The organism is Streptomyces sp. NPDC088261, assembly GCF_044740805.1.
GTDB lineage: Bacteria > Actinomycetota > Actinomycetes > Streptomycetales > Streptomycetaceae > Streptomyces.
The window spans coordinates 298,545-315,342 of the sequence record NZ_JBIURL010000001.1; the positions used below are offsets into that span (position 1 = coordinate 298,545).

At 70.1% G+C, this 16,798-nt stretch carries 15 protein-coding genes; 2 read left to right on the forward strand and 13 right to left on the reverse strand.

The window, feature by feature from the left end; genetic code table 11:
- Nucleotides 1-206: 206 nt before the first annotated feature.
- The 8 genes from ACIODU_RS01260 to clpB all read right to left on the reverse strand — a co-directional run bounded on the left by ACIODU_RS01260 (nucleotide 207) and on the right by clpB (nucleotide 9,788).
- A complete protein-coding gene (locus tag ACIODU_RS01260) occupies nucleotides 207-1,850 on the reverse strand; it encodes a polyamine aminopropyltransferase (protein WP_401762534.1) in 1,644 nt (547 codons plus the stop codon).
- Between the two features lie 73 nt (nucleotides 1,851-1,923).
- On the reverse strand, nucleotides 1,924-2,442 hold the full coding sequence (locus ACIODU_RS01265; RefSeq protein WP_356418678.1) for a DUF2617 family protein: 519 nt from the start codon (nucleotides 2,440-2,442) through the stop codon (nucleotides 1,924-1,926).
- A 344-nt stretch (nucleotides 2,443-2,786) separates the two neighbouring features.
- A complete protein-coding gene (locus ACIODU_RS01270; protein ID WP_356418676.1) occupies nucleotides 2,787-3,074 on the reverse strand; it encodes a hypothetical protein in 288 nt (95 codons plus the stop codon).
- A gap of 160 nt (nucleotides 3,075-3,234) precedes the next feature.
- Nucleotides 3,235-4,371 (reverse strand): aminotransferase class I/II-fold pyridoxal phosphate-dependent enzyme, encoded by a 1,137-nt coding sequence (locus ACIODU_RS01275; RefSeq protein WP_401763485.1) that lies wholly within the window; start codon nucleotides 4,369-4,371, stop codon nucleotides 3,235-3,237.
- Nucleotides 4,372-4,586: 215 nt separating this feature from the next.
- Nucleotides 4,587-5,114 carry a YbjN domain-containing protein gene (locus tag ACIODU_RS01280; protein ID WP_161310977.1) on the reverse strand — a complete coding sequence of 176 codons (528 nt, stop codon included), beginning with the start codon at nucleotides 5,112-5,114 and terminating at the stop codon, nucleotides 4,587-4,589.
- Between the two features lie 75 nt (nucleotides 5,115-5,189).
- Entirely contained in the window at nucleotides 5,190-5,711 is a 522-nt protein-coding gene (locus tag ACIODU_RS01285) for an RloB family protein (RefSeq protein WP_356418673.1), read from the reverse strand.
- Between the two features lie 46 nt (nucleotides 5,712-5,757).
- Nucleotides 5,758-7,014, reverse strand: coding sequence for an ATP/GTP-binding protein (locus tag ACIODU_RS01290; RefSeq protein WP_401762539.1), 1,257 nt, complete (start codon nucleotides 7,012-7,014; stop codon nucleotides 5,758-5,760).
- 140 nt (nucleotides 7,015-7,154) lie between these two features.
- Nucleotides 7,155-9,788: an ATP-dependent chaperone ClpB gene (clpB, locus tag ACIODU_RS01295; protein ID WP_401762542.1), complete on the reverse strand. Its 2,634-nt coding sequence runs from the start codon at nucleotides 9,786-9,788 to the stop codon at nucleotides 7,155-7,157.
- Nucleotides 9,789-9,928: 140 nt separating this feature from the next.
- Between clpB and ACIODU_RS01300 the strand changes: the two genes are divergently transcribed.
- Entirely contained in the window at nucleotides 9,929-10,402 is a 474-nt protein-coding gene (locus ACIODU_RS01300; protein WP_401762545.1) for a pyridoxamine 5'-phosphate oxidase family protein, read from the forward strand.
- Nucleotides 10,403-10,548: 146 nt separating this feature from the next.
- Here ACIODU_RS01300 and ACIODU_RS01305 read toward each other — a convergent pair whose 3' ends face one another.
- The gene (locus ACIODU_RS01305; RefSeq protein WP_161310980.1) at nucleotides 10,549-10,869 is read right to left on the reverse strand and encodes a (2Fe-2S)-binding protein; all 321 of its coding nucleotides are present in this window, start codon (nucleotides 10,867-10,869) and stop codon (nucleotides 10,549-10,551) included.
- 351 nt (nucleotides 10,870-11,220) lie between these two features.
- Between ACIODU_RS01305 and ACIODU_RS01310 the strand changes: the two genes are divergently transcribed.
- Entirely contained in the window at nucleotides 11,221-12,231 is a 1,011-nt protein-coding gene (locus tag ACIODU_RS01310) for a helix-turn-helix transcriptional regulator (RefSeq protein WP_327235337.1), read from the forward strand.
- Between the two features lie 142 nt (nucleotides 12,232-12,373).
- Here ACIODU_RS01310 and ACIODU_RS01315 read toward each other — a convergent pair whose 3' ends face one another.
- The 4 genes from ACIODU_RS01315 to dnaK form a co-directional block, all read right to left on the reverse strand.
- The gene (locus ACIODU_RS01315) at nucleotides 12,374-12,841 is read right to left on the reverse strand and encodes a heat shock protein transcriptional repressor HspR (protein WP_161310982.1); all 468 of its coding nucleotides are present in this window, start codon (nucleotides 12,839-12,841) and stop codon (nucleotides 12,374-12,376) included.
- Nucleotides 12,842-12,847: 6 nt separating this feature from the next.
- Nucleotides 12,848-14,047, reverse strand: coding sequence for a molecular chaperone DnaJ (gene dnaJ / locus ACIODU_RS01320; RefSeq protein WP_356418661.1), 1,200 nt, complete (start codon nucleotides 14,045-14,047; stop codon nucleotides 12,848-12,850).
- Nucleotides 14,048-14,122: 75 nt separating this feature from the next.
- Nucleotides 14,123-14,794, reverse strand: a complete 672-nt coding sequence (gene grpE / locus ACIODU_RS01325; RefSeq protein WP_161310984.1) for a nucleotide exchange factor GrpE — start codon at nucleotides 14,792-14,794, stop codon at nucleotides 14,123-14,125.
- Nucleotides 14,791-16,656: a molecular chaperone DnaK gene (dnaK, locus tag ACIODU_RS01330; protein ID WP_356418658.1), complete on the reverse strand. Its 1,866-nt coding sequence runs from the start codon at nucleotides 16,654-16,656 to the stop codon at nucleotides 14,791-14,793. The genes grpE and dnaK overlap by 4 nt, the downstream gene beginning before the upstream one ends.
- Nucleotides 16,657-16,798: the final 142 nt, after the last annotated feature.

The following is a 16,798-nucleotide window of genomic DNA, read 5'->3' on the forward strand; positions in this document are numbered from 1 at the left end:
CAAGCACAGAACCAAGCCCGTACGAGTACGGCTCCCGCCCCCTGACCGGCCCCAGGCAGGCTTGACCGCCGACCACCCCCACCCACGCGGACCGCCACCTGAGCCACCCACGGCCAGAACCGCCCCGACCCCGGCCCCGCGGACCAGCCGGCCCCGCAGGCCCGGCCCCGGTCGCCGTCAGGCGACCCCCGCCCGGACGGGCCGCCTCACCCCCCGTACCGCGGATGCACCAGCGTCGAGGCCGGCAGGCCGTCGAGGCGGGAGCGTGTTGCCTCGTGGGCGTCCGACGCCAGCTCCGGCAGGGTCAGTGAGCGGAGGCGCGGGGCGTCGGGGGCCAGGCCCAGGTGGGGGCGGTGGCCGCTCGCGGCCAGGAGCAGGCCCCAGTCGCCCGGCGCCGGGCGGCCGCCCCTGACGCGGTCCGGGCCCGCCGTGAAGCGGGTGAGGCGGCCTTCCGCGCGGTACGGGCTCGTGCCGAAGCCGGCCGCCCGGAGCGTCGCGTCGACCGTCCAGTACGTACGCGGCTGGGCCGTCGGCGAGCCCGCGTGCACCGCCAGCCGCCCGCCGTCCGCGAGGACCCCGCGCGCGAGGCCGTAGAACTCCTCCGAGTACAGCTTCGTGCTCGCGGTGATGCCCGGGTTCGGCAGGTCCGAGACGATCACGTCGTACGGCGCGCCGCGCCGGCCCCGCAGCCAGGCGAACGCGTCCGCCGTCACCACCCGCAGCCGGGGATCGTCGTACGCGTGCCCGTTCAGCTCCGACAGGGCCGGGTCCGTACGGGCCAGCCGGACCACCCCGGGGTCCAGCTCCACGACCGTGACGGCGCGGACGTCCCCGTACCGCAGCACCTCCCGTGCGGCCAGCCCGTCGCCCCCGCCCAGGACCAGCACCCGGCCGTGCGGCCCGCGCATCGCGGGGTGCACGAGCGCCTCGTGGTAGCGGTACTCGTCGCGCCCGCTGACCCGCAGGCGCCCGTCCAGGTACAGGTCGAGCGGCTCGCCGCGCCCGCCCGTGAGCACCACCTCCTGCACCTCCGTGTGCACCGCGACCCGCACCCGGTCCCCGTACACCGCCCGCCGCGCGGCCCGTTCGAAGTCGTCCACGAGCACCGCGGTCGTCGCCAGCACGGCCAGCACCAGGAGGTTGACGATCACCAGCAGCAGCCGGGAACGCGGCGTCAGGTCCCGGCGGAAGACCCACAGGACCAGCGCCCCGCCCGCCAGCGCGTTGACCGCGCCCGTCAGCAGCGCGCCGGTCAGCTGGCCCAGCCACGGCAGCAGCAGGAACGGAAAGGCGAGACCGCCGACCAGCGCGCCCACGTAGTCCGCGGCGAACAGGTCCGCGACCGTCCCGCCCGCGTCCTGCCGGGAGACCCGCTGGATGAGCGTCATCAGCAGCGGGATCTCCGCGCCGATCAGGACGCCGATGGCGAGCGAGAAGGCGACCAGCGCAGGACGGGACTCGCCGATCCACGCGAAACTCGCGTACAGGACCAGCGCCGAACAGCCCCCCAGCAGCGCGAGCGCCGCCTCCACCAGCCCGAACCCGACCGCCGCCCAGGGCCGTAATCGCTTGGCGAGCAGCGAGCCGACGCCCATCGCGAAGACCATCACCGAGAGCACGACGGACGCCTGCGTGACGGAGTCACCGATCAGGTACGAGGCGAGCGCGACCAGCTCCAGCTCGTACACCAGTCCACACGCGGCGCAGACGAAGACCACCGCGAGAATCAGGAAGCGGCCGGCATCCGGCCGCACGGGCAGCCGCGCCCCGCTCTGCGGCGGTCCGCCTGGAGGGGGCCCACCGCGAGGCGGTCCACCCTGCGGTGGCGAGGAGACGGACTGCTCGATCATGCCGTAACGCTACGTCACAGCAACATGCCGGTTTGTCACCCACACGGGTGTAAAAAACGGCGCAAGCGTGTAACTACAGCGTGGCGGGCGTACGGACCCCGATCCGGGTCCGGGTGACGACGAGCCGCCCCTCCTGCGGGTAGGCGTGCCACGTGCGCCAGCCCAGCTGCCCCTTCTCGCGGTGCGCGACCATCGCGGTGAAGGCGTGCGGGGAGCCGGGGAACGTCCCGGCCAGCCCGTTCGGGTGGTCGGTGACCAGCGCGAGCAACTCCTGCGCGCGGGCCGCGAACTTGCCGGGCGACAGGGCCTCCACCCGCGCCGCGAATTCGTACTCCCACTCGCCCAGGCGCTCGGAGACCCCGAGCGGCAGCGGTGTGCTGCTGCCGGGGATGCACGCGACGGTCTCGGAGCAGGTGCCCCGCTCCTCCTCCACGAGCACCTGGTGGGAGGCGCCGAGCAGCCTCAGCTGGAGTGTCGTACCGGACAGTTCGAGATCGAGGACGGCCAGGGCGGGAAGCGGCTCCCGCCCCAACGCCCAGGCCAGATCGGCGGCACGGGTGTCGGTGTAGGCGGTATTGAGGGTCGTGAGCATGGGTCGGCTCCGCAAACACGCTTGACGGGTGGACCGGGGGCTTCCCGGGAACGAGCGAACGGACTGATGGGGAAGGTGGCCCGCCCGGCTTGAACGAGGGCCGGGGGCTGGGGCTCTCCACAGCGAGGGAATCACGAACTACGCGTCACTCACAGCGTTTTTACCCAACTTGACGGGGTTTCCATCCCCATGGGGGCTGGTCGGTTCAACTGTTCACCAGAAAACGAAAATGAAGTCAACGAACCGGTCAACATGGGTACTTCGGCCACACGACGACGCCCGGTGGGCACCTGCTCCCCACCGGGCGTCGTCGCGATCAGCGGCCGCGGACCAGCTGCCCCGTGTCAGCCGCCTCCGCCGCCGCATCCCCCGCCCCCGCCGCACGACGATCCGCCGCCGCAGGAGGAACCCCCGCCCCCGCAGGACGCACCGCCCCCGTCGCCGCCGACGGCGCCGCCCCCGGCCCACCAACTGCCGTCGGAGCGCTTCTTCTTGGCACCCTTCTTCTCCAGCGACGTCACGCCGCCCACGGACGCCTTGCGCCGCTGGTCGCGAGTGACACTCCCGACCACCGCCTTCACCGCTATCGCGATCACCACGAACACGACAAACGCGATCACCAGACCTGCCATGGCCCCCACCGTCCTTCACTCCCCCGAAGCGAGACCCTCGCGCCTTCGCGTGGCCGGCTCCGCTCCTGCCCGGCTTCCTGCGTGACAGGGATGTCCCCCCAAGCCCCCACGGCCAAAGCCGAATTGAGCAACTCCAGAGGTTCGAACGCGACGCGCGCGTTCAGCGGGCGAGCGCGGACAGCCGCTCCACCGCCGTCCCCAGCACGTCCGCCCTCTTGCAGAACGAGAAGCGCACCAGCCAGGCCGGCGCGTCCGCGCCCACGTAGAACGCCGAGGTCGGGATGGCCACCACGCCGGTACGGCCCGGCAGTTCGCGGCAGAAGTCCACGCCGTTCCCGTACCCCGCCGGGCGTACGTCGGCCTGGACGAAGTAGCCCGCGCCCGCGCGGAAGGGGCGCAGGCCGGCCGCCGCGAGTCCGGCGCTCAGGAGGTCCCGGTGCGCGCGCAGGGTGCCGCGCAGCTCCGCCGCCCACTCCTCCACCGAGCCGAGGGCCCGGGCGAGCGCTTCCTGGTACGGCGTGCCCGAGGCGTACGTCAGGAACTGCTTCGCCGCGCCCACCGCCGCCACCAGCGGCGCGGGCCCGCAGACCCAACCGATCTTCCAGCCCGTCGTGTTGAAGGTCTTGCCGGCCGACGAGACGACCACGGTCCGCTCCCGCATCCCGGGGAGCGCGGCGACGGCGAGGTGCCGGACGCCGTCCTCGTACACGAGGTGCTCGTACACCTCGTCCGTGATCACCGTCAGGTCGTGCGTACGGCACACGTCCGCGACCTCGGCCAGTTCGGCCGGGGTGAAGACCTTGCCGGTGGGGTTGTGCGGGGTGTTCAGGATCAGGACGCGGGTACGGGGGGAGACCGCGGCGCGCAGCGCGTCGGCGTCCAGCGCGAAGTGGTCCCCGTCGAGGGCCAGCGGTACGGGGACGAGCGTGGCCCCCGCGAGCCGGGCGTCCGCCGCGTACGCGTCGTAGCAGGGGTCGAAGGCGACGACCTCGTCGCCGGGGTCGCAGAAGGCCAGCACGGCGGCGGCGAGCGCCTCGGTCGCGCCGGTCGTGACGAGGACCTCGCCGACCGGGTCGTACGCGAGCCCGTACCGCCGCAGCTGGTGTGCGGCGACGGCCTCGCGCAGGGCGGGGAAGCCGACGGCGGGCGGGTACTGGTTGTGCCCGGCGAGCACGGCGTCCGCGACGTCGCGCAGGAGGGCGGGCGGGCTGGGCAGCTCGGGGACGCCCTGCCCGAGGTTGATCGCGCCGGTGGTGCGGGCCAGCTCGGTCATCTCGGTGAAGATGGACGTACCCATCCCCCGCACACGCGCGGCGACCACCCGGTCGCGCGCGCCACTCCCCGTACCCACGCCGACGCCCACACCCAGATCCATATCCACGCCTCCACGCCTCCACGCATCCGCCGGTCCGCCGGTCGCCGGCCCATCTCTGCGAAAAGCCCGGCCAGGGCGGCGACCGTGATGATCACTGCCCTGGCCGGGCTGTCGTACCGCTACGGGACGTACGAGACCTAGGCGTCCTCGGGGTTCTCGTCGCCCGGCGCGAGGCCGAACTGCTCCAGGAGCCACTTGTCGAACTCGATCGACGCGCGCACCCAGCTGACCGTGGACGACACGAAGTGCTCCAGGTTGACGCCCATGCTGATGAGCATCTGGGCCTCACCGATGAGGCGGATGGTGGGCGGACCGTCCCCCTCCTCGTGGATGTGGCTGTACACCTTGGGCCACAGCGTCCGGCGGTTCCAGTCGTCGATCGCGTCGAGGATCTTGTCCTTGTCCGTGATCGGGTGCGGCCGGTCGTAGAACGTCCGCACCGAGAAGACCTGCTGGTCGTCCTCGCCGCGGAACATGAAGTACGTACGGAATTCCTCCCACGGCGCCGCGAGGTCACCCTCGTCGTCGACGACGTACTTCAGCTCCATCTGTTCGAGGAGCTGCTTGACCAGATCCTGGTCGGGGACGACGGGGCCCGCCGGTCCTGCACCCTGCGGCTGGGGCGGTCCCCCGAAATTCGGAATCGAGGACGGGTCGATAGACATCGCTGGAAACTCCTGAGGATGGCGTGCGTGCCGTTGTCTCCCATCGACCCTAGTCGCGATGACCGTCCGATGCGCTCACGGGTCAGTCATACGGTCCGTGAGCCGCCAAACACCGGTCGACGGGTTGCGGGCATGATCCTCGCCCGTGGGGTCGAGCGTGCGGGCCCTGGCGGTCGCTTGATCCAGATTGTCCCGGTAGCGGGTGAAGTCGATGCGTGTCTTGTCGTAGGCCGGGACGTGCTTGAGCATGAGGGGCAGCAGCTTCTTGTACGTGGCGACATGCGCGCGGTGATCGGCGAAGTGGAGCAGCAGCCACAGCTCGAAGCAGGGGTTGGAGACGGCGATCCTGATGCCGTACCGGCGGGCGAGAAGGGCCGACGCGGCCACGTCGGGGTATTCGTCCACGTCGAAGACGCACCACACCTCGTCGTACCCGTCCCGGTTGAGGTCCCACTGCCCGCGCGCGTACTCGACCAGCTGCGTCGGCGAGCACGCCTTGCCGCGTACGACGACCGAGACGGCGGGGTTGCGCAGATGGTCGCGTAACCCCTGCAAGTACTGCCGCTCGGTCTCCTTGCTGCCGCAGACGACCAGCATGGTGCGGGCGGACCGCCGGACCGGAGCACGGCGCCGGCCCGAGCCCTCACGTGGAAATGACCTCGGCACGAGCCCCCCAGTACTTCTTGAGCATGTCCTCGAACGCCGTCTCCGGCAGCAGTGGTACGGCTCCGTAGCCGCCCGCCAGGTAGCGCCGCTCAAAGTTCTCTCCCTTGCGCGGCTTGAAGTCACTGAGCGGATAGAGCTCGGAGGCTCCGGTCGCGGGGTCCTTCTCCACGAACCACACCTGATCCCGCCACAAGACCTGGTCACCGAGCATGGTGCCGAGGAGGGACGCGTCGTGCGTGGTGAAGATCAGCTGAGCTCCACGCGGGTTCAGCTCCGGGTTCTGGAACAGGGAGACCAGCTTGGCCGTGAGCATGGGGTGGAGGCTGACGTCGACCTCGTCGACCCACATGGGTTCGCCCTCCAAGATCGAGCTGAGACCTCCCGTCACCATGGTCAGCCACGTTTTGGTGCCTGCCGATTCAGCGTCGACGGGCAGGACGAACTCCTCCGTGCCTACGCGGTGGACGAACTCCAAGGACTCCGACTTCGCCGCTTCGAGGGCGTTCACCTGCTCTGCCCGATCTTGCGACGCATCCGCCGGTCCGCGACGAATACCGTGCACTCCGAGGTCCGCAGCCGCCAGAACCTCCGGTCCGAGGGGCAGCCCTATGCTCGCGAAGCCCTCGTAGGCCGCAACCGCGAATGCCCCCATGCGGGTGACCGACTGCCGTGAGTTGTCCTTGATGATCAGCGAAGTGCGCAGCGCGATCCATACCTTGCTGAGCTGCCGGTGTGCCGACTGGGCGGCAGCGGAGAGGTAGAGGCTGTTGGGCCGCATGATCCGCTCGGCGGCGACCCGCTCGCCCGTCAGCGTGGCACCGTACGTCATCGTCATGCCCGCGCGCTCGAAGAGGACACGTCTGCGGCCCTTGGGGTAGACGTACAGCCACTCCTCGGCGACTTCGGCGTCCGTGACGCTGAAGCCGTACACGTGCCGCACGCCCCCCAGCAGCAGGTCGACGGCGTACGAAGACGCTTCCGTCCGGCTCTCGTGATCAAGGAGGAAAGGCCGTCGCGGGACAGGCGCTCCGGGCACCCACCTGGCCTGCGAATGATTCACGGCCTCCGTGAAGAAGTGGAAGGCGTCCACGACGGTCGACTTCCCCGACGCGTTCGCACCGTAGATCGCCACAACCGGCACCGCGGGCCGATCGTTCCCGTACACCGGTGCGAAATTCAGCTCCTGCGGCTCGCGCAGGGAGCCGTGATTGGCGACACGAAAGCTCAGCAACATGCTGTGGCGCCTCCAAACAGCCTTGTGCGCAAGTGAACCGCCAGTTTCAATCTTTGTCCGATGGTAGCTTCCTGCCCACGCACGTGGACGGGCCCACCACCCGGGTGGGTGAGGGGCCCGTCAGAGACGACACGCGTGCGCTACAGCGTCTTCTCCGTCGGCGTGGTGCCGGGGTCTCCCGGCTGCTCCGGGTCCCCCGGGCCCACGAGCAGGCCGTCGGCGAAGCGGGCCACTCGGACCGTGTCGCCGTCCTTGATCTCGCCCGCCAGGATCTCCTTCGCCAGCTGGTCGCCGATCGCCGTCTGGATCAGGCGGCGCAGGGGGCGGGCGCCGTACGCCGGGTCGTTGCCCTCCTCCGCCAGCCAGGCCAGGGCCTCGGGGGTGACGTCCAGGGTCAGGCGGCGTTCCGCCAGGCGGGCGGCCAGGCGGTCGATCTGGAGGGCGGCGATGTGGGCCAGTTCGTCCTTGGACAGGGCCGAGAAGACCACCAGGTCGTCCAGGCGGTTCAGGAACTCCGGCTTGAAGGAGGCCCGTACGACCGTCAGGACCTGCTGCTTCTTCTCCTCCTCGCCCGTCAGCGGCTCGACCAGGAACTGGCTGCCCAGGTTCGACGTCAGGACCAGGATCGTGTTGCGGAAGTCGACCGTCCGGCCCTGGCCGTCCGTGAGGCGGCCGTCGTCCAGGACCTGGAGCAGGATGTCGAAGACCTCGGGATGGGCCTTCTCCACCTCGTCCAGGAGGATCACCGAGTACGGGCGCCGCCGCACCGCCTCCGTGAGCTGGCCGCCCTCCTCGTAGCCGACGTACCCGGGAGGCGCGCCGACCAGCCGGGCCACCGAGTGCTTCTCGCCGTACTCGCTCATGTCGATGCGGACCATCGCCCGCTCGTCGTCGAAGAGGAAGTCCGCGAGCGCCTTCGCCAGCTCGGTCTTGCCGACGCCCGTCGGGCCGAGGAAGAGGAAGGATCCGGTGGGCCGGTCGGGGTCGGCGATTCCGGCGCGGGTACGGCGTACCGCGTCGGACACCGCCTGCACGGCCTCGTGCTGCCCGACCAGGCGCCTGCCCAGCTCCTGCTCCATCCGCAGCAGCTTCTGCGTCTCGCCCTCCAGCAGCCGCCCCGCCGGGATGCCGGTCCAGGAGCCGACCACGTCCGCGATGTCGTCGGGGCCGACCTCCTCCTTGACCATCGTGTCCTTGGACGCTTCCTGTTCGGCCTCCGCGGCCTCCTCCAGCTCACGTTCCAGGCCGGGGATCTCGCCGTACAGCAGCTTGGACGCGGTGTCGAAGTCCCCGTCGCGCTGCGCGCGCTCCGCCTGGCCGCGCAGGTCGTCCAGGCGCTCCTTCAGCTCACCGACGCGGTTGAGGCCCTGCTTCTCCTTCTCCCAGCGCGCGTTCAGCCCGCGCAGCTCCTCCTCGCGGTCCGCGAGGTCGCGGCGCAGCTTCTCCAGCCGCTGCTTGGACGCGGGGTCGGACTCGTTCTTGAGCGCCAGCTCCTCCATACGGAGGCGGTCGACGGCCCGCTGGAGCTCGTCGATCTCCAGCGGCGAGGAGTCGATCTCCATCCGGAGGCGGGACGCGGCCTCGTCCACCAGGTCGATGGCCTTGTCGGGCAGGAACCGCGAGGTGATGTACCGGTCGGAGAGGGTGGCCGCGGCGACCAGCGCCGCGTCCGCGATCTGCACCTTGTGGTGGGCCTCGTACCGGCCCTTGAGCCCGCGCAGGATCGCGATCGTGTCCTCGACGTTCGGCTCGGCGACCAGCACCTGCTGGAAGCGCCGCTCCAGCGCCGCGTCCTTCTCGATCCGCTCGCGGTACTCGTCCAGCGTCGTGGCGCCGACCATCCGCAGCTCGCCGCGCGCGAGCATCGGCTTCAGCATGTTGCCCGCGTCCATGGCCGAGTCACCGCCGGCGCCCGCGCCGACGACGGTGTGCAGTTCGTCGATGAACGTGATGATCTGTCCGTCGCTGCCCTTGATCTCGGCGAGGACGGTCTTGAGGCGCTCCTCGAACTCGCCGCGGTACTTCGCGCCGGCCACCATCGCACCGAGGTCCAGCGAAACCAGCCGCTTGTTCTTGAGCGATTCCGGCACGTCGCCCTTGACAATCCGCTGCGCGAGCCCCTCGACCACGGCCGTCTTGCCGACGCCGGGCTCACCGATCAGCACCGGATTGTTCTTCGTACGGCGTGACAGCACCTGCACCACCCGCCGGATCTCCTGGTCCCGGCCGATGACCGGGTCGAGCCTGCCCTCGCGGGCGGCGGCGGTGAAATCGGTGCCGAACTTCTCCAGGGCCTTGTACTGGCCCTCCGGGTCGGGTGTGGTCACCCGGCGCCCTCCCCTTGCCTTCTCGAACGCGTCCAGCAGCTTCTTCGCCCCGGCACCCTGCCGGTCCAGCACCTCTCCGGCCCGCCCGCCCTTGGCGGCGACGCCGATCAGCAGGTGCTCGGTGGAAAGGTATTCGTCGCCCAGCTCCTTCGCCCGCCGGTCGGCGTCCGCGATGACGGCCAGCAGCTCGCGGTTGGGCTGCGGGGGCGCCACGGTGGAGCCGGCGGCGGTCGGCAGGGCCGCCAGCAGCCGCTCCGTACCGGACCGTACCGCCGCCTGGTCCGCCTCGACGGCGGTCAGCAGATCGGTGACGTTCTCGTTGTCCTGGCCCGAGAGCAGGGCGAGCAGCAGGTGGGCGGGGGTCAGGTCGGCATGGCCCGCCGCCACGGCCCTGCTGGTGGCGGCGTTGATGGCGTCCCGGCTCTTGTTGGTCAGCTCGGCGTCCACGGGCGCTTTCTCCTCCTCGCGCGGATCTCAACTCTGGCTGCGGTGTCCTGCGGGTGTCCTGAGGTCTCGCAACCCTGACTCAGGCAACCTATGCAAAGTTGAGTCTATTCCACTCAGGGTCGCACGCCTACGCTTTCCGCATGGCTCTTGACGTACACCACCCCAGCCCCGAGTTTCTCGCGTTCTGGCGGGAGCACCACCTGTGCACACTGACCACCCTGCGGGCCGACGGCACGCCGCACGTGGTCGCGGTGGGGGTGACGTACGACCCGGAGGCAGGCCTCGCACGGGTCATCACCAACAAGAACAGCAGGAAGGTGGCCAACATCCTGGCGTCGAGCGCGGAGAGCGGCGGCGCGTCAGGCGCGGAGAGCGGCGGCGCGTCGGACCCGGAGAGCGGCGCGTCAGGCGCTCGCGGCGCGCGCGTCGCGGTCTGCCAGGTGCACAAGAAGCGCTGGGCGACCTTGGAAGGCGTCGCCACGATCCGTACCGAACAGGAAGTCGTGGCAGACGCGGAAAGCCGTTACGCGGAGCGCTACGGACGCACTCCCGCGCCCAACCCGGACCGGGTTGTCATCGAGATCGCCCTGGACCGGGCGCTCGGTCGCGCGTGATCGTCCGGTCGGGGCCAGGGGGGTGCCCCGACCGGACGTGCCCGCACGCGGGCGGGGGGCACAGCGGCGCCATCGTGTTTCAGGTCCACGATGGCGCCGCTGTGTGGGGGAAGTGCCGGAGCGATTTACAACGACGGGGGAATCGCTCAGGCACTGCGGGGGGTGGCGAGGATGGTCTTGGGTTCGACCAGCTGGTGGTCACGCTGGTCGAGGTTCACGAAAATCATGTCGTACCGGATGGCACAGCGGACGGGCTGTGGGGCGCCCCTCGGCTTCCGCAGGCAACGGTAGGCCCGGACATCGTCGTCCTCCTCGCGTACCACGAGGATCGGCTCTCCGAACAGGGTCACTGTCAGCGAGTCGCCACGGTGCGGAATCGCCGTGACAAGGTCGATGAAGTGCCAGCCCGACCGGTAAGCCGTGGCCATCTCCCGCCGGAAGACCCGGTCGTCCGGCGGGACAGTCATGCGCCGGTGCCAGCCGGCTCGCCCCAGGCGATGTCCGTCGGTGCCGGGCCCCACGCGATGTCACCCGCAGCGGCACCCCACGCGATGTCACCCGCCGCGGCTCCCCACGCGATGTCACCCGCTCCCGCGGCCTGCGATCCGGCAGGCGTGGTGACCTGACCCGCGTCTCCCCCGACAGCCAGCACACCACAGGCCAGAGCCGCAGAGAAAGCAGTGGCAGCCACCGCGCGAAGCATTCTCTTATACATAGTCGGCTTCGTCCTCACTTAATGGGTTCCTCTTCCCCCGCCATGAAGACGATGTCCCACCCGGGCACACCAACGCCACCGGATCGAGGCATCATGTTCCTGTATGTTCAGGACCCTGGGGGGTGGAGATTTGCCCGCAAGAGACACAAACCCGACACATCCCCATGCCATCACCGATATGTGTGATGAGGGCAGGCGGCTTTACGCCAGTGCGCTGCGCTCCGGACGCATCGCCCGGAGCGAAGCCGCGGTGGCTCCGTGCCTCATGGAATTCCCGCTTCTGCACCCGGATCCGGACGATGCGGACTGGCTTCGCCCCGTTCCGCCGTCCGCGGCGCTCGCCCAGCGGCTCCACCCCATCGAGCGGGAGATCCAGGAGAGGCGACATTTCGCCGTCGAACTGACCGACTCTTTCGAGCCGTTCATGACGATCAGCGCCCAGGATCCGCCCATCACCCACGCGATCACGGTCCTGGAGGGCGACAGCCGGATCAACGCCGCGCTGGACCTCTCCACCGCCGAGTGCAAAACGGAAGTACTGACCCTGCAACCGGGCGGCGGCAGGAGCGCACACCTGCTCGCCCAGGCGTTGGAGCGCGGCAGGGCGGTCGTGAACCGCGGCGTCAGCATCCGAACCTTGTACCAGCACACGGCACGCCACAGCCAGGGCACCCTCGCCTACGCGGAGATGCTGGGCCAGAACACGGTGGAGATCAGGACACTCGAAGAACTCACCGAGCGCCTGATCATCTTCGACAGGACCGTCGCGTACATCCCCGCCAGGTCCGACCGCCAAGTGGCCCTTGAGCTGCGGCACCCGGGGCTGGTGGACTACCTGGCGCAGGTCTTCGAGCAGCTCTGGCGGCGCGCCACGCCCCTCACGGAGCAGGTGGAGTACGAGCCGACCCCGGCCGGGATCACGGGCGTTCAGCGGACCATCGCGCAACTCCTGGTGGAGGGGTACGTGGACGAGGCGATCGCGCGCCGGCTCGGGATGAACGTACGGACGTGCCGTGCGCACATCGCCAAGCTCGCCACCACGCTGGGCAGCGGCAGCCGCGCGCAACTGGGCTACCTCATCGCGAACTCGGGGATCCTGAACCAGCAGTCGTGACCGGAACGGGGAGGTCTGTGACCAGCATCCTGCATGTGCGGGCCTCTTGGAGGACCCTTCGGGACACAGCACAACGCCCCCGGAGCCGACCAAGGCTCCGGGGGCGTGCTGTTGGGTCTCTCGTGCCGCTCTCGCGGGCCCGCTACGGCCTCTCCGCCGGCCGCCACACCACCAGCGCGCCGGTCGCCTGTACGTCCGTGTACGGCACCAGGTCGCGGCGGTACGAGGCGTGCACCTGCGCCTCGCGCTGGCGCATCGCCGCCGCCGCGCCGTCCACGGCCGCCGACAGCTCGGCGACCCGGGCCTGGAGCGCGGCCACCTGGTTCTCCAGCTCGATGATCCGCTTGATGCCCGCGAGGTTGATGCCCTCGTCCTGGGACAACGCCTGCACCTGGCGGAGCAGTTCGATGTCACGGGCCGAGTAGCGCCGGCCCCGCCCCGCCGTGCGGTCCGGGGAGACCAGGCCGAGGCGGTCGTACTGCCGGAGGGTCTGCGGGTGCAGACCCGAGAGCTGGGCCGCCACCGAGATGACGTACACCGGCGTCTCCTCGGTCAGTTCGTACGCCCTGCCGAACGCAGAGGGCGGTCTGCGCCGCCCGTCCCTGTCCATCTCGGGTCATGCTCCCTTCGCGGCCTGGAACAACTCCGCCCGCGGGTCGTCGTCCGCGGTCGCCTTCCGGTAGGCCTCCAGCGCGTCACGTGCCTCCACGCCGAGGTCCTTGGGGACGGCTACCTCGACGGTGACCAGCAGGTCCCCGCGACTGCCGTCCTTGCGTACGGCGCCCTTGCCACGGGCGCGCATCGTACGCCCGTTCGGGGTCCCCGCGGGCAGTTTCAGCGTGACCGGGGGGCCGCCGAGCGTCGGCACCTTCACCTCGCCGCCCAGCGTCGCCTCCGTGAAGGAGACCGGCACCGTCACGGTCAGGTTGTCGCCCTTCCGGCCGAAGACCGGGTGGGAGCCGACGTGCACGACCACGTACAGGTCGCCCGCCGGGCCGCCGCGCTCGCCGGGGGCGCCCTTGCCGCGCAGCCGGATCCGCTGGTTGTCGCTGACGCCCGCCGGGATCCGTACCTGCATCGTCCTGGACGACCTGGCGCGCCCGCTGCCCTTGCAGACCTCGCAGGGGTCCTGGGCGATCAGGCCGCGGCCCTTGCAGTCCACGCACGGGTCGGTGAGCGAGAAGCCGCCACCGGTGCCCCGGGAGACCTGTCCGGTGCCCACGCAGGTCGGGCAGACCCGCGGGGTGCCGTTCTTGTCACCCGTACCCGAACAGGCCTTGCAGGGCGCCTGGCTGGACATCCGCAGCGGGACCGTGGCCCCGTCCACCGCCTCGGTGAAGCTGAGCGTCACCTCGGACTCGATGTCCTGGCCGCGGCGCGGCTGCACGCGGGTGGTGCCGGGGCCTCCCCGGTTGAAGAGGCCGCCGAACATGTCCCCGATGCCGCCACCGCCGCCGCCGAAGCCGCCGCCCTGCGCCGTTCCCGTACCACCGCCGCCCGGGGCGCCCCCGAAGAGGTCGCCCAGGTCGAAGTTGAAGGAACCGCCGCCGGCGCCCGGTCCCGGCCGGAAGCCGCCGTTGCCGAAGAGCGCGCGGGCCTCGTCGTACTCCTTGCGGCGCTTGGCGTCGCCGAGCACGTCGTTGGCCTCGGAGATCTCCTTGAAGCGCTCCTCGGCCTTCGCGTCACCCTTGTTGGCGTCCGGGTGGAACTCGCGGGCGAGCTTCCGGTACGCCTTCTTGATCTCGGCCTCGGTGGCGTCCTTGGGGACGCCGAGAACCTTGTAGTAGTCCTTCTCCACGAAGTCCTTCGTGCTCATTCCCGACGTCCCTCCTCTCCACCGGCCACCCTCACGCCGTCCGTACGTACGTCAGCACTCTTCCGTGCCTCGGCGTCAGCCCTCGTCGGGGCCACCGTCGTCCTTGCCTTGGGCGGACGAGCCGGACTCGCCCGCCTCCTCCGCCGACTTCGGCGTCGCCCCCGGCTGGGGCTCCGCCACCGCGACGCGAGCGGGCCTGATCGTCCGCTCGCCGAACCGGTACCCAGGCTGAAGGATCGCGACGCAGGTGTCTTCCGTGACATCCGGCGCATACGAGTGCATCAGCGCTTCGTGGATCGTCGGGTCGAAGGGCTCGCCCTCCTTGCCGAACTGCTGGAGGCCCATCTTGGCGACGATGGTCTCCAGCGACTCGGCGACCGACTTGAAGCCGCCCACCAGCTCTTCGTGCTCCCGGGCGCGCCCGATGTCGTCGAGCACCGGCAGCAGCTCCGTCAGGAGCTTCGCGACGGCGATCTCCTTGACGGTGACCCGGTCGCGCTCCACCCGGCGGCGGTAGTTCTGGTACTCGGCCTGGAGCCGCTGGAGGTCCGCGGTGCGCTCGGCGAGCGCCGTACGCACCTGGTCCAGCTGCGCGGTCAGAGCTATGTCGTTCACGTCCCCGGCCGGGGCCGCCGGGCCGGTCTCCTTCGCGGAGTCCGGCCCGCCGGCCTGCGGCGCGGCGTCTTCGGGGGTCGCGCCGGAGGGGACGTCAGGCTTCTCTTCGAAGCCCGGGGTCTCCTCGGTCACGCGGCACCACCCTTGGTGTCACGCTCGTCGTCCACGATCTCGGCGTCGACGACGTCGTCCGTACCGTCCTGGGAGGCCTGGCCCTGCTGGCCGCCCGGCGCCTCAGCACCGGCGGTCGCACCCTCGGCCTGGGCGTTGGCGTACATCGCCTGGCCCAGCTTCTGGGAGACGGCCGCGACCTTCTCGGTGGACGTACGGATCTCGGCGGTGTCCTCGCCCTTGAGCTTCTCCTTCAGCTCGGCGATGGACTCCTCGACCTCCGTCTTGACGTCGCCGGGGACCTTGTCCTCGTTGTCCTTGAGGAACTTCTCCGTCTGGTAGACGAGCTGCTCCGCCTGGTTGCGCGTCTCGGCGGCCTCGCGGCGCTTGTGGTCCTCGTCCGCGTACTGCTCGGCCTCTTCGCGCATCCGGTTGACCTCGTCGCGCGGCAGCGAGGAGCCGCCGGTGACGGTCATCTTCTGCTCCTTGCCCGTGCCGAGGTCCTTCGCGGCCACGTGCATGATGCCGTTGGCGTCGATGTCGAAGGCGACCTCGATCTGCGGCACCCCGCGCGGGGCGGGCGGCAGGCCCGTCAGCTCGAACATCCCGAGCTTCTTGTTGTACGCGGCGATCTCGCGTTCGCCCTGGTAGACCTGGATCTGCACCGACGGCTGGTTGTCCTCGGCCGTCGTGAAGATCTCGGAGCGCTTCGTCGGGATCGTCGTGTTGCGCTCGATCAGCTTGGTCATGATGCCGCCCTTGGTCTCGATACCCAGGGACAGCGGGGTCACGTCGAGGAGCAGGACGTCCTTGACCTCACCCTTGAGGACACCGGCCTGGAGCGCGGCACCGATGGCGACGACCTCGTCGGGGTTCACACCCTTGTTGGCGTCACGGCCGCCGGTGAGCTCCTTGACCAGCTCCGCCACGGCGGGCATACGGGTCGAGCCGCCGACGAGCACCACGTGGTCGATCTCGGACAGCGCGATGCCGGCGTCCTTGATGACGTTGTGGAACGGCGTCTTGCAGCGGTCCAGCAGGTCGGAGGTGAGCTGCTGGAACTGCGAGCGGGTGATCTTCTCGTCCAGGTGCAGCGGGCCCTCGGCCGACGCCGTGATGTACGGAAGGTTGATCGTGGTCTCGCTGGACGAGGACAGCTCGATCTTCGCCTTCTCCGCGGCCTCGCGGAGACGCTGGAGAGCCATCTTGTCCTTGGACAGGTCCACGCCGTGGCCGTTGGCGAACTGCTTCACCAGGAAGTCCACGAGGCGCTGGTCCCAGTCGTCACCACCGAGGTGGTTGTCACCGTTGGTGGCCTTCACCTCGACGACGCCGTCACCGATCTCCAGCAGCGAGACGTCGAACGTACCGCCGCCGAGGTCGAAGACCAGGATCGTCTGGTCGTCCTTGTCGAGCCCGTAGGCCAGCGCGGCCGCCGTCGGCTCGTTGACGATACGCAGGACCGTGAGGCCCGCGATCTCGCCGGCCTCCTTCGTGGCCTGGCGCTCGGAGTCGTTGAAGTACGCCGGGACGGTGATCACCGCGTCGGTGACCTTCTCGCCCAGGTACGCCTCCGCGTCCCGCTTCAGCTTCTGGAGCACGAAGGCCGAGATCTGCTGCGGGTTGAAGTCCTTCCCGTCCAGGTTCATCTTCCAGTCAGTGCCCATGTGGCGCTTGACGGAGCGGATGGTCCTGTCGACGTTCGTGACCGCCTGGCGCTTGGCCACCTCTCCGACGAGCACCTCGCCGTTCTTGGCGAAGGCGACGACGGACGGCGTGGTCCTGGCGCCCTCTGCGTTGGTGATGACGGTGGGCTCGCCGCCTTCGAGAACGCTGACGACGGAGTTAGTCGTGCCCAGGTCGATGCCGACCGCACGTGCCATTTCGATTCCTCCAGCTGACTTGAGTGGAACAGGCTCAAGGATGCATCACGGATCGCGGTGAGTCAAAGGACCTGAGTCGAGGGGGCTCAATAATCGTGCTGACGCGGTGCAACGGGCCTGGCGGGGGGCTTGCGGGGAGCCG